This is a genomic window from Streptomyces sp. NBC_00162 (assembly GCF_024611995.1).
In the GTDB taxonomy this organism is placed as follows: domain Bacteria; phylum Actinomycetota; class Actinomycetes; order Streptomycetales; family Streptomycetaceae; genus Streptomyces.
Genome location: NZ_CP102509.1, coordinates 4724787 through 4738321, shown reverse-complemented (window position 1 = coordinate 4738321; position 13535 = coordinate 4724787). Strand labels below are relative to the sequence as shown.

Annotated in this window: 13 protein-coding genes and 1 tRNA gene; 8 read left to right on the top strand and 6 right to left on the bottom strand. The window is 71.9% G+C overall.

Annotated elements, in window-relative coordinates; genetic code table 11:
* Positions 1–116: 116 nt before the first annotated feature.
* Complete coding sequence (locus JIW86_RS22135) at positions 117–578, bottom strand: GatB/YqeY domain-containing protein (RefSeq protein ID WP_215143415.1); 462 nt, start codon at positions 576–578, stop codon at positions 117–119.
* 68 nt (positions 579–646) lie between these two features.
* Here JIW86_RS22135 and JIW86_RS22130 point away from each other — a divergent pair, with 68 nt between their 5' ends.
* From JIW86_RS22130 to JIW86_RS22115, 4 genes are all read left to right on the top strand, one after another.
* Entirely contained in the window at positions 647–1591 is a 945-nt protein-coding gene (locus tag JIW86_RS22130) for a metallophosphoesterase (protein ID WP_215143413.1), read from the top strand.
* Between the two features lie 13 nt (positions 1592–1604).
* Positions 1605–2312 (top strand): Pr6Pr family membrane protein, encoded by a 708-nt coding sequence (locus JIW86_RS22125; protein ID WP_257555597.1) that lies wholly within the window; start codon positions 1605–1607, stop codon positions 2310–2312.
* Positions 2313–2352: 40 nt separating this feature from the next.
* A tRNA-Pro gene (locus JIW86_RS22120) sits at positions 2353–2426 on the top strand.
* Between the two features lie 128 nt (positions 2427–2554).
* Positions 2555–4054 (top strand): SulP family inorganic anion transporter, encoded by a 1500-nt coding sequence (locus tag JIW86_RS22115; protein ID WP_416237682.1) that lies wholly within the window; start codon positions 2555–2557, stop codon positions 4052–4054.
* A gap of 90 nt (positions 4055–4144) precedes the next feature.
* On the opposite strand, the gene JIW86_RS22110 is transcribed toward JIW86_RS22115, so the two are convergent.
* Together JIW86_RS22110 and JIW86_RS22105 are read right to left on the bottom strand one after the other, a co-directional pair.
* Positions 4145–5716, bottom strand: a complete 1572-nt coding sequence (locus tag JIW86_RS22110; protein ID WP_257555594.1) for a M4 family metallopeptidase — start codon at positions 5714–5716, stop codon at positions 4145–4147.
* A gap of 212 nt (positions 5717–5928) precedes the next feature.
* The gene (locus tag JIW86_RS22105; protein WP_257555593.1) at positions 5929–6969 is read right to left on the bottom strand and encodes a M36 family metallopeptidase; all 1041 of its coding nucleotides are present in this window, start codon (positions 6967–6969) and stop codon (positions 5929–5931) included.
* A 182-nt stretch (positions 6970–7151) separates the two neighbouring features.
* On the opposite strand from JIW86_RS22105, the gene JIW86_RS22100 reads away from it, so the two are divergent.
* From JIW86_RS22100 to JIW86_RS22085, 4 genes are read left to right on the top strand one after another with little or no spacing between them, the layout of a single operon-like run.
* Complete coding sequence (locus JIW86_RS22100; protein WP_257555591.1) at positions 7152–7829, top strand: RNA polymerase sigma factor; 678 nt, start codon at positions 7152–7154, stop codon at positions 7827–7829.
* A complete protein-coding gene (locus JIW86_RS22095; protein ID WP_257555590.1) occupies positions 7826–8650 on the top strand; it encodes a hypothetical protein in 825 nt (274 codons plus the stop codon). The genes JIW86_RS22100 and JIW86_RS22095 overlap by 4 nt, the downstream gene beginning before the upstream one ends.
* Before the next feature lie 15 nt (positions 8651–8665).
* Positions 8666–9205, top strand: a complete 540-nt coding sequence (locus JIW86_RS22090) for a hypothetical protein (RefSeq protein WP_257555589.1) — start codon at positions 8666–8668, stop codon at positions 9203–9205.
* A 39-nt stretch (positions 9206–9244) separates the two neighbouring features.
* Positions 9245–11380, top strand: a complete 2136-nt coding sequence (locus JIW86_RS22085) for a bifunctional polysaccharide deacetylase/glycosyltransferase family 2 protein (protein ID WP_257555588.1) — start codon at positions 9245–9247, stop codon at positions 11378–11380.
* An 18-nt stretch (positions 11381–11398) separates the two neighbouring features.
* Here the strand turns inward: JIW86_RS22085 and JIW86_RS22080 are convergent, their stop codons facing one another.
* The 3 genes from JIW86_RS22080 to JIW86_RS22070 form a co-directional block, all read right to left on the bottom strand.
* The gene (locus JIW86_RS22080) at positions 11399–11905 is read right to left on the bottom strand and encodes a DUF5956 family protein (RefSeq protein ID WP_257555587.1); all 507 of its coding nucleotides are present in this window, start codon (positions 11903–11905) and stop codon (positions 11399–11401) included.
* Between the two features lie 75 nt (positions 11906–11980).
* Positions 11981–13279 carry a cytosine deaminase gene (gene codA / locus JIW86_RS22075; RefSeq protein WP_322975541.1) on the bottom strand — a complete coding sequence of 433 codons (1299 nt, stop codon included), beginning with the start codon at positions 13277–13279 and terminating at the stop codon, positions 11981–11983.
* A gap of 66 nt (positions 13280–13345) precedes the next feature.
* Complete coding sequence (locus JIW86_RS22070; RefSeq protein ID WP_257555586.1) at positions 13346–13513, bottom strand: hypothetical protein; 168 nt, start codon at positions 13511–13513, stop codon at positions 13346–13348.
* Positions 13514–13535: the final 22 nt, after the last annotated feature.

Genomic DNA, 13535 nt, shown 5'->3' with positions numbered 1-13535 from the left:
CAGCGGAACGAGAGGGGCCCTCAGCCGGATCCGGCTGAGGGCCCCTCTGTGCGTACGGCGTCTGTGCGTACGTCCTGTGCGCGCGGCCTGTGCGTACGGCTTCCGTGCCGTACGGCTCAGGACAGCTGCTGCTTGACGACGGCGGCGACGCGCCCGCCCTCGGCCAGCCCGGCGACCTTCGGGTTCACGATCTTCATGACGGCGCCCATGGCGCGCGGCCCCTCGGCGCCCGCCGCCCTGGCCTCCTCGACGGCCTGCGTCACGATCGCGACGAGCTCGTCGTCGCTCAACTGCTTGGGCAGGTAGGTGTCGAGGAACTCGCCCTCCTCCGTCTCCCGCGCGGCCTGCTCGGGACGCCCGCCCTGGGCGAAGGCCTCGGCGGCCTCGCGGCGCTTCTTGGCCTCCTTGGCGATCACCTTGAGGACCTCGTCGTCGGAGAGCACGCGTGCTTCCTTGCCCGCGACCTCCTGGTTGGTGATGGCGGAGAGGGTCAGTCGCAGGGTGGACGAGTGCAGCTCGTTCCGCTCCCTGATGGCGGTCGTGAGGTCTTCCTGGAGCTTGGCCTTGAGCGTGGTCATGCACCTGAGTCTGCCACCTGCGGGGGCGGTGGCGCCCGCAGGTTTTCCGGGTCTGCGACGATGGGGCCATGCGTGCGCGTTACGGAGTCCCCCTGAAGGCAGCTGCCGGAATCGCCGCGGTGGGGGCCGCGGGCGTGGCCTATGCCGCCGGTTTCGAGGCGCGGTCCTTCCGACTGCGCCGGATCACGGTGCCCGTTCTCCCCCAGGGGATGCGCCCGCTGCGCGTGCTCCAGGTCTCGGACATCCACATGGTCGGCGGGCAGCGCAAGAAGCGCGCATGGCTGCAGTCCCTGGCGGGCCTGCGCCCCGACTTCGTCGTGAACACCGGCGACAACCTCTCCGACACCGAGGGCATCCCGGAGGTGCTCGACGCCCTGGGGCCCCTGATGGACTTCCCGGGCGTGTACGTCTTCGGATCGAACGACTACTACGGGCCGCGGCTGCGCAACCCCGGGCGCTACCTGCTCGAGAAGGCGCAGGGCCGGCACGGGCTGAACGGGAACAAGCCGGTCGTCGGGGCCGTCCACAACCCGTGGGAGGAGATGCGGGACGCCTTCGACGCGGCGGGCTGGCTGAACCTCACCAACACCCGGGCGCGGCTGAAGGTGGAGGGCCTGGAGCTGGCCTTCACCGGGCTGGACGACCCGCACATCAAGCGCGACCGCTACGAGCAGGTCGCGGGCGGTCCGGAGCCGGACGCGGACTTCTCGATGGCCGTGGTGCACGCCCCGTACCTGCGCGTCCTCGAGTCCTTCACCGCCGACCGGTACCCGCTGATCCTCGCCGGGCACACGCACGGCGGGCAGCTGTGCATCCCCTTCTACGGGGCGCTCGTCACCAACTGCGACCTGGACACCAAACGGGTGAAGGGCCTGTCCACGCACGAGGCGGGCGGCCACCGCGCGTACCTCCACGTCTCGGCGGGCTGCGGCACCAACCGGTTCACCCCGGTCCGCTTCGCCTGCCCGCCGGAAGCCACGCTCCTGACACTGACGCCGAAGGCGCAGGCGTAGGTACGTTGACGGGATGACCGCACCCCATCGCATCGTCCCGGCCGCCTTCCGGTCCCTGATCTCCGCCGCGGCGGTGACGGGGCTCGTCATCGAGTGCGCGTACGGCAGCGTCCCGGTCGTGCTCAGCTTCTTCACGATCTGGACGAACATCGCGGTGGCGGTCGTGTTCGGCCTCTCCGCCGTCCGCGCGTGGCGGGAGCGCCCGGACGTCGACCCCCTCTACCGGGGCGGGGTGCTGCTCTTCATCCTGGTCACGGGTCTCGTCTTCCACCTGGTCCTGGCCAACCCGTCGAGCCCCTTCAACGTGCTCGAGGACCTCGACAAGCTGGCCGGCGCCAAGGCCGTCTCCAACCAGCTCCTCCACACGGTCACCCCGGTCGGCGCCGTACTGGACTTTCTCCTCCTCACGGCCCCGCGCACACTGCGCCCGCGACACGCCGTCCAGTGGCTGACCTACCCGCTCGCGTACGTGACCTTCGCGCTGGTCCGGGGCGCGCTGCTCGCCCCCGGCACGAAGAGCCGGTACACGTACCCCTTCATCGACGTGGCCCAGTACGGCTACGGCCGGGTCGCCCTCAACGCGGTCGTCCTGGGCATCGTCTTCTACGCACTCGGCCTCGCCCTGGTCGCGGCGGACCGCCGCCGCCCGGCGCCCGCACTGGCCGAGCAGGCCCTCCGCGAAAACCGGATTTCGTCTCCGGCCGAGGGTCCGCTAAAGTAATCGATGTCGCCAGGGCAGCAAGCGCTGCAAGGGCGGCGATCGGGGTGTAGCGCAGCTTGGCAGCGCGCTTCGTTCGGGACGAAGAGGTCGTGGGTTCAAATCCCGCCACCCCGACTTCGTAAGACCAGGTCAAGGGCCTGATCCGCAGCGCGGATCAGGCCCTTCCTGCATTTTCCGCGCGCCCGCCTGCCGGTTCGGGTGCACCCGAACCCGAGGTCTGTGCCCCCGTGTCTTCTTCCCCTGTGTCCGGGTCCGCGCGGCTGCGCGGCCTGCGTCGTCCGATACGGCCGGTCTGGCTCTCGCCGAAGGTCTTCCGGACCGAGGTGCTCGCCGGTCTGGTGGTCGCGCTCGCGCTGATCCCCGAGGCGATCTCGTTCTCGATCATCGCCGGAGTGGATCCGGCGATCGGGCTGTTCGCCTCGTTCACGATGGCCGTCGTGATCGCGTTCGTCGGCGGGCGTCCGGCGATGATCTCCGCCGCGACCGGCGCCGTGGCCCTCGTGATCGCTCCCCTGAACCGGGAGCACGGGCTGGGCCACCTGATCGCGGCGGTGATCCTGGCCGGTGTCTTCCAGATCGTGCTGGGCGCGCTGGGCGTGGCGAAGCTGATGCGGTTCATCCCGCGCTCGGTGATGGTGGGCTTCGTCAACTCCCTCTCCATCCTGGTCTTCATGGCCCAGGTGCCCGAGATGCACGACGTCCCGTGGGCCGTCTACCCGCTGATGGCGGCCGGGCTGGCGCTGATGGTGTTCTTCCCGAAGGTCACGAAGGCGGTGCCGGCTCCGCTCGTGTCCATCGTCATCCTCACCGTGATCACCGTGGCCGCGGGCATCGCCGTCCCGACCGTGGGCGACAAGGGTGCGCTGCCGGCCGCGCTGCCCGTGCCGGGCCTGCCGGACGTGCCGTTCACCCTGGAAACGCTGACCCTCATCGCCCCGTACGCGCTGGCCATGGCCCTCGTCGGGCTGATGGAGTCGCTGATGACGGCGAAGCTGGTCGACGAGATCACCGACACCCGGTCCTCGAAGACGCGGGAGTCCATCGGTCAGGGCATCGCGAACATCGTCACCGGGTTCTTCGGCGGCATGGGCGGCTGCGCGATGATCGGCCAGACGATGATCAACGTGAAGGTGTCCGGAGCCCGCACCCGGCTGTCGACCTTCCTCGCGGGCGCCTTCCTGATGGTGCTGTGCATCGTCTTCGGGCCGGTCGTCTCCGACATCCCGATGGCGGCGCTCGTCGCGGTCATGGTCATGGTGTGCTTCGCGACGTTCGACTGGCACTCCATCGCACCGAAGACCCTCAAGCGGATGCCGGCCGGTGAGATCGCCGTCATGGTCGTCACCGTCGTGTGTGTGGTCGTCAGCCACAATCTGGCCGTGGGCGTCGTGGTGGGCTCCGTCACCGCGATGGTCATCTTCGCGAAGCGGGTCGCCCATCTGGCGAACGTCACCTCCGTCCTCGATCCGGACGGCGGCCAGGTCGTCTACTGCGTGACCGGCGAGCTGTTCTTCGCCTCCTCCAACGACCTGGTCGGGCAGTTCGACTACGCCGGCGACCCGGACAGGGTGGTCATCGACCTCACCGGCGCCCACGTCTGGGACGCGTCCTCGGTGGCCGCGCTGGACGCGATCGAGCACCGGTACGCCCAGCGGGGCAAGGCCGTCGAGATCACCGGCCTGAACGAGGCCAGCGCCCGGATCCACGGCACCCTCAGCGGCGAACTCTCCTCCGGGCACTGACGGGTCCGCGGGCCGGTTGGGCGAGGCGCTGCCGGAGCAGCCCGGTGCCGAGGCGATGGAGCCCTGCCCCGGCACCGGGCTGTCAGGGCGTCACTTGACGTTGACGGCCGTCCACGCGGCCGCGACCTGCTGGTATTCGGTGCCGGACGCGCCGTACAGGTCGGCCGTCGCCTGGAGGGTCGCGGTGCGGGCTCCCGCGTAGTTGGTGGTCGAGGTCATGTAGCTGGACAAGGCCTTGTACCAGATCTTGTAGGCCTTGGTCCGCCCGATGCCGGTGACGGTGGAGCCGTCGTAGGTCGGGGAGTCGTAGGACACGCCGTTGATCGTCTTCGCGCCGCTGCCCTCGGCGAGCAGGTAGAAGAAGTGGTTCGCGACGCCCGAGGAGTTGTGGACGTCGAGCCGGCCGACGGTCTTCGACCAGTAGTCGGCGGAGGCGCCGTCCTTGCTCGGCTTGTCCATGTAGCGCAGCGGGGTGCCGTTGCCGCGGATGTCGATCTTCTCGCCGATGAGGTAGTCACCGGCGTCGGCCGGGTTGTTGGCGAAGAACTCCACCGAGGTGCCGAGGATGTCGCTGGTGGCCTCGTTGAGGCCGCCGGACTCGCGGCTGTAGTTCAGCTTGGCGGTGGAGGCGGTCAGGCCGTGGCTCATCTCGTGGCCGGCCACGTCCAGCGAGGTGAGCGGCTTGAGGTTGCCCGCGCCGTCGCCGTAGGTCATGCAGAAGCAGCTGTCGGACCAGAACGCGTTGACGTACGCGTTGCCGTAGTGGACCCGGGAGTACGCGGCCTTGCCGTCGCCGGCGATGCCGTTGCGGCCGAGCTCGGCCTTGTAGAAGTCCCAGGTGACGGCCGCGCCGTAGTGGGCGTCGACGGCGGCGGTCTGCCGGTTCGTCGCCAGCCCGTCGCCCCACTTGTCGTCGGCGTCGGTGAACAGGCTGCCGGTGCCGTTGGTGCCGCCGTTCAGGTCGTAGGTCTTGTGGCCGCCGCGGCCCGCGTCGGTCAGGTTGTACGCCGACCCGCTTTGGGTGGTGCCGAGCGTGACGGAGCCGGAGTACTGGCTGGTGCCGCTGCCGGTCTCGATGGCCTCGTATGCCCAGAGCTCGGCGCCGGTTGCCGCGTCGGTGATGACGTGGCGCTCGCTCGGGGTGCCGTCAGGCTGGGTGCCGGTGACGACGGCCTCGTAGGCGAAGACGGGCGTGCCGGTCGCGGCCCAGACCACCTGGCGGGCGCCGGCGGGCGCGGCCTTCAGGGAGCGGGCGGCGGCGGGGGCTATGCGGGCTTCGGTGCCCTTGGTGGTCTTGCGGCTGCCGTCCTTCTTCTGGTGGACGACCAGGTCGCCGCCGAGGACGGGCAGGCCCGCGTAGGTGCGCTCGTAGCGGGTGTGGACCGTACCGTCCGCGTCCTTGACCACGTCGCGGGCCACGAGGCGCTCCTGGTCGGAGAGGCCGATGGCGCGCGCGGTACCGACCGCTTCGGTCTGCGCGGCGACGATCGCCTGGCCGCGCGCGGCGGTCGACAGCTGGACGGCGGTGGCTCCGTCCTCGCGGTCGGCGACCGCATTGGCGGAACCGCTCTGGACGGCGAGCGCGACCATCGCGGCGGAGCCGACGAGGGCGGCGGTGCGCAGCACGCGGATCCGGCGTCGGGAGGCGGGGGATGAGGACATGTGGTGGGGCACTCGGTCTCCATTCGTTGCCGTGGGGGCGGCAGCGAGATTGCCAGTAAGGAGGGCCCGATTGACAGGTATGCAACAAGAATTTGACCAGCTGTTGTCCGGAAAGAGGACTTACATGTCCGCTCAACGGTCAAAAACGGACCATTCCGCTTGGCCCCGGGGCCCGTTGGGCTCCGGGGCCGAGCGGCATCCGCCAACCGCCCTTAGACGCCCGGGATCTGACGGGCCCGGAACGCACCGCGCACCGAGTCCGCCGCACCCTTGCCGTACATGCGCTCGGCGGTCGCGATCGTCTTCAGCGCCGCGTCCGTGAAGCCGGTGTCGGCCGCGAAGCCGAACTGCGCGTTGACGATGACGCGGTCGGCGGTCCTGGCTCCCAGGGCACCCCGGATGTCGAAGAGCGCGCGGGACCAGATCTCGCCGTCCGCGTGGACCTCGCCCACCCGGTCCGCGTAGACCTTGGAACCGTCGATCCGGCGCAGGCAGTGCGGGGCGGCGCTGTAGGCGATCGAGTCCCAGTCGGCGACGCACGCCTCGTCGGCCGTACGGACCCAGCCGTACCGGGCGACGGCGTGCGTGCCGACCTCGACGGCCAGGTAGTCGCCGAACGCCTCGCCGATCGCGCCGGCCTCCGGGGAGGTGCCGAAGCCGGGGACCTGGGCCTCGTGGACCGCGTGCCCGTACTCGTGGACGATCACCTCGGCGTCTTCGGCGTCGTCGACGCCGCCCTTGCCGAAGCGGATCTCGTCCTTTTTGTCGGTGAAGAAGGAGTTGTCGGCTCCCCACTGGTTGATGCGCACGGGCTGGACCCGGTCGTTGGCCCCGGGAAGCTCGCTGCCGAAGCCCAGGCCCTGCAGGTACTCCTGCGCCTCGTTGACCCAGAAGTAGGCCATGACCTGCTCGAACTGGTCGTCGTGGCGGTCGTACGAGGCGGCGTTCGCGGTCTTCGCGGAGGCGCCGGTGTCCGACCTGACGTGAGCCCACTTCCCCGACAGCCCGCCGCTCGCGTCGAGGTTGCGCAGCGCGGCCGTGGCGTAAGCGGAGGCGGGCACGGAGGCGGCGGAGTCCTTGGCATCGGCAAGCGCCTGGTCGCCGGAGGACTGGACGGGGTTGACCATGAAGACGCGGCCCTGGGGGAGGGATGCGACCGGTGCGGACGCGGACGCCGAGGCGGGTGCGGCCAGGGCGATTGCCGCGGTGGCGGCGGCCGCGACCATCAGGCCGCTGGGTATACGGCGAGGCATGAACATCCTCCTGTGAAGGGCGTGATGTGCCGGAAGAACGTGCGTGGCTTGGTGCGGACGTGATCCTTGCCCAACCCCCCGGGCTTTGGCCAGGCCTTGGCGCCGTGCTCCTCGCGTGAACACCGGCTGATATCCGGATCATCGGGCGAACTGCCGGATTCATGTGCCGCATCATGTCCCGCGTGCACAGTGCGGAGGAGTTCGGCGAGGCCGACAGCGAGGCAGGACGCCCGGGAGACAGGTCCGGGGAGGTCAGAGCAGCGCAACGCGGGGACGAGGCCGCCTTCCGGGCGCTCTTCCGGCAGGTGCAGCCGGGGCTGCTGCGCTATCTGACCGTGCTGGTCGGGGAGGAAGCCGAGGACGTCGCATCCGAGACCTGGCTGCAGGTCACCCGCGACCTGGGGACGTTCAACGGGGACTTCGACGGGTTCCGGGGCTGGGTGACGACGATCGGCCGCAACCGGGCGCTGGACCTGCTGCGCCGCCGGCGCCGACGACCGACAGCCGACCTGCCGGTCGAGTACCTGCTCGACCGGCGGGCGCCCGAGGACACCGAGTCGAGCGCGCTGGCCACGGTCGCCGCCGCCGACGCGCTCGCCCTGATAGCCCGGCTGCCCCGCGACCAGGGCGAGGCCGTACTGCTGCGCGTGGTCATGGACCTGGACGCGCAGAGCGCGGCGCGCGTGCTCGGCAAACGGGCGGGTGCGGTGCGCACGGCCGCGCACCGGGGCCTGCGCAAGCTCGCCAAGATCCTCGAACAGCAGGAGGGGGACCCCGGCGGTGCTCAGCGGCCTCCCGGAGGAACTTTCGCCCCGGAAGTGACACCGACGACGTCTCCGACGCTGAAGGATGCGAGATGAGCACCAACCGATCCCGCCGGATCGACCGCGACACGGCCGAGCAGCTGCTCGGCGGCGCCGGGGCCGCTGCGGTATCCGGCGACGACGCCCTCACGGGACTGCTCGCCGCCGTCTCCGCGCCTGCGGGCGACGGTGAACTGCCCGGCGAGCAGGCGGCCATGGCGGCTTTCCGGTCCGCCCATCTTGCCCAGATATCCACCACTGCGTCCACCCCCGTGGCCACTCCCAGGAAGCGGAACATGCTCACCCCGGCGATGCTCCTGTGCTCGAAGGCCGCTGCCACCGTGGCGGCCGCCGCCCTCGGCGGTGTCGCCGTCGCCGCCGGGACGGGCAATCTGCCTGCCGCCCTGGGCGGCGAACCCGCGAGCAGCGCCCCGGCCCCCTCCGCTTCCGCGCCGGCCTCCGAGCCCGGGCAACTCCCCCGGGCACTCGCCGACTCGCCGGAGGCGGTGCCCGCCGCTCTCGCCGAGCTCTGCCGTGCCTACGCCGCGGACGCCGCCCCGCACACGCCGAGTGCCGCAGAGGTGCTCGCGGAGCGCCGTTTCGCCCCGCTGGTCGCCGCGGCCGGAGGGCCGACCGCCGTCCCGGGCTACTGCGCCCCCGTCCTCGGCGAGCAGGGCGAAACCCCCGGCAGCTCGCCGGCCGCCCAGCCGACGGACGGACCACGCGGCGCCTCCGCCTCCGCGAAGCCGTCCGGGAAGCCGTCCGGGAAGCACGAGGCGGGCAAGCCGCCCGGGCATCCGAAAGCGACCCGTACACCCGGCGGCCCGATGCCGCCCCAGCCCCGCGACGACGCCCCGACCACCCACCCCAACCCGTAGAGGCAGACCCCACCGATGCGACCACAACCGGGTTACGCGGACGACGACACGCTGGAGCTTCCGCGTATCCACGTGGCCTCCCCGAGCGCGGCCGAAGCGGCCGAGCCGAGGCCGGTGTTCGTGGACTCCTCGGGGCGGCGCCAGCGCAGGGTCCGCCGCCTGGGGTGGCTGCTCGTCGTGCCCGCCGCCGCGTACGTGGTCCTCGTACTCAGCTCGCTGTCCGGCGGGCCGACGCTCCAGTCGCCGTTCCTGCCCGCCCCCCGTGGTGCGGACGCCGCCCCGAGCAAGGCCCCCGCAGCCGGGCCCGGCCCGTCCGCCTCCGCCGGACCGCGCCGCTCCGCGGCCCCCGCCGGCGCCACTTCCCAGGCCCCCGCGCCCACCGGCCCCGGCACCGTCACCACGACCGGGTCCGGCGCCGCCCCGACAGCGGGCCCGGCGCTCCCGTCCGCCAACGGGAACGGGAACGGGGCGTCGCCGGGCTCCGGATCGGCCGGCCAGGGCAAGCCGACGGCCCGGCCCGGCCACGGCGGCGGCAAACCCACCGCCCGCCCGTAGACCCCGACCAGATCCAGCAGGCAGGAAGCACTCCCTCCCGTGTCGAAGAACCGGCGCCGCCGCCTCCCCCGCGGGCGGCACAGCACCGTGCGCAACGTCCCCCTGCGCACCCACTGGCTGCTGCTGACCGCCCTGGTCAGCACCCTCTCGGCGGCGCTGCTGCTCCAGGGCTACGCCCACCACATGTTCGACACCACCGCCGACGGGGCGCCGCGCGGGGCCGGTTCGTCGGCGTCCGTGCCGGAGCAGATCCGCTCGGGGGGCCCTGTCATCGAGGGCGCTGCCGGGCGGGTGGCCGGTCCCGGGCCCCGCACGATCGCCCTGACGTTCGACGACGGTCCCGACCCGGTCTGGACTCCGAAGATCCTCGACGTCCTGCGCCGCAACCAGGTGCCGGCCACGTTCTTCACCGTCGGCGCCCAGGTGTCGGCCCATCCCGAGCTGGCCCGGCGGATCGTCGAGGACGGCCACCAGATCGGCGTCCACACCTTCACCCACACCGACCTCGGCGCCGCCTCCGCGTGGCGGCGCTCCCTGGAGCTGAGCGAGAGCCAGCTCGTCATCGCCGGCGCCGCCGGCGTCACCACCCCGCTGCTGCGGCCGCCCTTCTCCTCGACCAACGAGGCGCTGGGCGACGCCGACTGGGACACCGTCGTGCAGGCCGGGCAGGAGGGCTACCTCACCGTCCTCACCACGCAGGACAGCCAGGACTGGCGCCGCCCGGGCATCGCGCAGATCGTCGCCAACTCCACCCCCAAGGGCACGGACGGCCAGATCCTGCTGATGCACGACGCGGGCGGCGACCGCTCGCAGACGGTCGCGGCACTGGAGCAGCTCCTGCCCGACCTCAAGAAGGCGGGCTTCCGCTTCGCCACGGTCAGCGACGCGGTCGGCCTTCCCGCACCCGTGAAGCCGGCCTCCGCCCTCGACGAGTGGCAGGGGCTCGCCCTCATCGACGCGCTGCGCGCCAGCGGCTGGGTGCTCGACGCCCTCGGCTGGCTGCTGTGGGCGGCCGGCGCCATCAGCGTGCTGCGCGCGATCGCGGTGTTCGTCGCCGCGCGCCGTCATGTCCGTACCCGCCGCAGGCCGTGGGGCAGGCCGGTCACCGAGCCGGTCAGCGTCATCGTCCCCGCCTACAACGAGAGCGCTGGCATCGAGGCGGCCGTACGTTCCCTGCTCGCGTCGGACCACCAGGTGGAGGTCATCGTGGTCGACGACGGCTCCACCGACGGCACCGCCGACATCGTCGAGGCCCTGAACCTGCGGGGCGTACGGGCAATCCGCCAGCAGAACGCGGGCAAGCCGGCGGCGCTGAACACCGGCATAGCCGCGGCCTCGTGCAACCTGCTCGTCATGGTGGACGGCGACACCGTCTTCGAGCCGGACGCGGTCCGCATGCTCGTCCAGCCCTTCGCCAACCGGCGGGTCGGCGCCGTTTCGGGCAACGCGAAGGTGGTCAACCGCGGCGGCCTGCTCGGGCGCTGGCAGCACATCGAGTACGTGGTGGGCTTCAACCTCGACCGGCGCCTCTTCGACCTCGCGGAGTGCATGCCCACCGTGCCCGGCGCCGTCGGCGCGTTCCGCCGCGAGGCGCTGCTGCGGATCGGCGGGGTCAGCGACATCACCCTCGCCGAGGACACCGACCTCACCATGGCGCTGTGCCGCGACGGCTGGCGAGTGGTCTACGAGGAGCGGGCCATCGCCTGGACGGAGGCCCCCGCCACGCTCGGGGCACTGTGGAAGCAGCGCTACCGCTGGTGCTACGGCACCCTGCAGGCCATGTGGAAGCACCGGGGCGCCCTCACTCAGCGAGGCCAGGCGGGAAAGCTGGGCCGCCGCGGTCTGCTCTACCTGCTGATGTTCCAGGTCCTGCTGCCGCTGCTCGCGCCGGTCGTGGACATCTTCGCCGTCTTCGGCCTGGTCTTCCTCGATCCGGCCCGCATCATCGGCCTGTGGTGCGCCTTCCTGCTCCTCCAGGTCGTGATGGGGCTCTACGCCTTCCACCTCGACAAGGAACGGCCCGGGCCGCTGTGGAGCCTGCCGCTCCAGCAGTTCGTCTACCGCCAGCTCATGTACCTGGTCGTCATCCAGTCGGTGTTCACCGCGATCGCCGGATCCCGCCTGCACTGGCAGCGCATGGAACGCTACGGAAGCCTCCGGGTCCCGACGAACTGATGCTTTCCGGTCGCAGCACTAGCCTGCCGCGAGCGCTTCGAGTTCGGCGCTGACCAGGGAGAGGAACTCCGTGGAGGCCCGGGCTTCCACCTCGCGACCGGCAGCCAGCGCGTCGAGGTGGCCGAGGAGTTCGGCGACGGTGGCGAACGGGCCGACGGGGCGGAGCAGCCACAGCCGACCCTCGGGGCGCGGCGGGAGGCCGAGGCCGGCGAGGACGGCCGAGGCCTCCCCGTCGAGGTCGTGCAGGTCGGCCTCGGGGAGCGGGGCGGCCTCGACCCCGGTGATGTGGCCGTGGCCGTCCAGCGAGGTCTCCACCGCCCAGTGCGTGGAGCGGTCCGGGATCCAGGTGCGGGCCGCCGGGGGCCAGACGTACGGGAGGAAGGCCCAGCGCAGTCCCTCGGGCGCGGGCTCCCAGCCGAGCACCTCCAGCTCCCGGACCTCGGGCAGCCGGTCCGGCTCCAGTTCGCTGCGGCCGGTGCGGCGCAGTGCGAGCGGGTGCGGTGTTCCGTCCTCGTCCCACGACATGCGGGCACGCTATCCGACCCGGTCGCGCGAACCCGGTTCTCACACGGGAACTACGGCTCCGACCTGGCTGGACGCCTACCGTGACCGGCTGAAGCCGACCTCCGCCGGGGGCTCGCCCGGCCAGGAGAGCACCGTCGGGGCGGGAGGGGTCTCGGCCAGGACGGTGCCGCGCGAGACGACGTACCGGGGCCGGACCTGGCGGCGGATCGCCTCCTCCGGCGTCGGGGCCGGGAGCAGGACGAAGGAGGCGGGCGCGCCCTCCCTGATGCCGTACTCCGTCTCCGACAGGCCCAGGACCCTCGCCGCACGCTCCGTCACCATCGAGAAGGCCAGCGGGATCTCGTCCGCCCCGGTGAGCTGGGCGGCGTACAGCCCGACCAGGGCGGTCTGGAGCGGGTTGCCGGTGCCGAGCGCGTTCCAGGGGTCCATGACGTCGTCGTGGCCGAAGGCCACGTTGACCCCCGCCGCCAGCATCTCCTTGACCTGGGTGAGCCCGCGCCGCTTGGGATAGGCGTCGAAGCGGCCCTGGAGGTTGAGGTTGGCGAACGGGTTGGAGACCAGGTTGATGCCCGAACGCGACAGCAGCCGCTGGAGTTTGTAGCTGTAGGCGCCGTTGTAGGAGCCCATCGCCGTCGTGTGCGAGGCCGTGGCGCGCTCGCGCAGGCCGGAGCGCAGCGCGAGGGTGGCCAGCACCTCCACGAAGCGGGACTGCTCGTCGTCGATCTCGTCGCAGTGCGCGTCCACGCGCAGCCCGTGCGCCTCGGCCAGCGCGAACGCGATGCTCAGCGAGGCGACCCCGTCCTCCCGGGTGTCCTCGAAGTGCGGGATGGCGCCGACGACGTCCGCCCCGCGCGTCACGGCCTCGCGCAGCAGCGCCTCACCGTCCGGGAAGGAGACGATCCCCTCCTGCGGGAAGGCCACGATCTGCAAGGTCATGACGTCCCGGACCCGCTCGCGCACCTCCAGCAGCGCGTCGAGCGCGGTGAGCGCCGGGTCGGTCACGTCGCAGTGGGTCCGTACGTGCAGCACCCCCTGCGCCGCCTGCCAGCGCAGCACCTCGGTGGCCCGCGCGATCACGTCCTCGCGGGTCAGGGTCTGCTTGCGCTCGCTCCAGCAGGCGATGCCCTCCCAGAGGGTGCCGGAGGCGTTGGGGCGCGGTTCGCCGGCCGTCAGGGCCGTGTCGAGGTGGATGTGCGGCTCGACGAAGGGAGCGGTGAGCAGCGAGCCGTGGGCCTCGATGAGGGTCCCGGTGGCCGGCGGCTCCTTCTGGTCGTCGTACGGGATCACCCGCGCGATCCGCCCGTCCTCGGCGACCTCCACGTCGGACAGGCCGTGAGCGTGCAGCAGCCGGGCACCCCGGACGATCATCCGCATGCGGTCAGCGTACGCACACGGCCCGCGACCTCGTGGGAGGGCGCGGGCCGGTGACCGGTGCCGGACTCAGCCGCGCTTGGCCTGAGCCTTCTGCTGCATGCCCCGCGTCTTCGCGGAGAGCGACTGCACGTCTCTGACGGCGGCCTTGGCGCGCGCCTCGGCCGCGGTGTTCTTCGCCATCGCACGCTCGGAATCCCGGTGGCCGTGGTGACCGGTGCGAGCCTTCTTGGCCATGATCACTCCTCCTCGGGACACG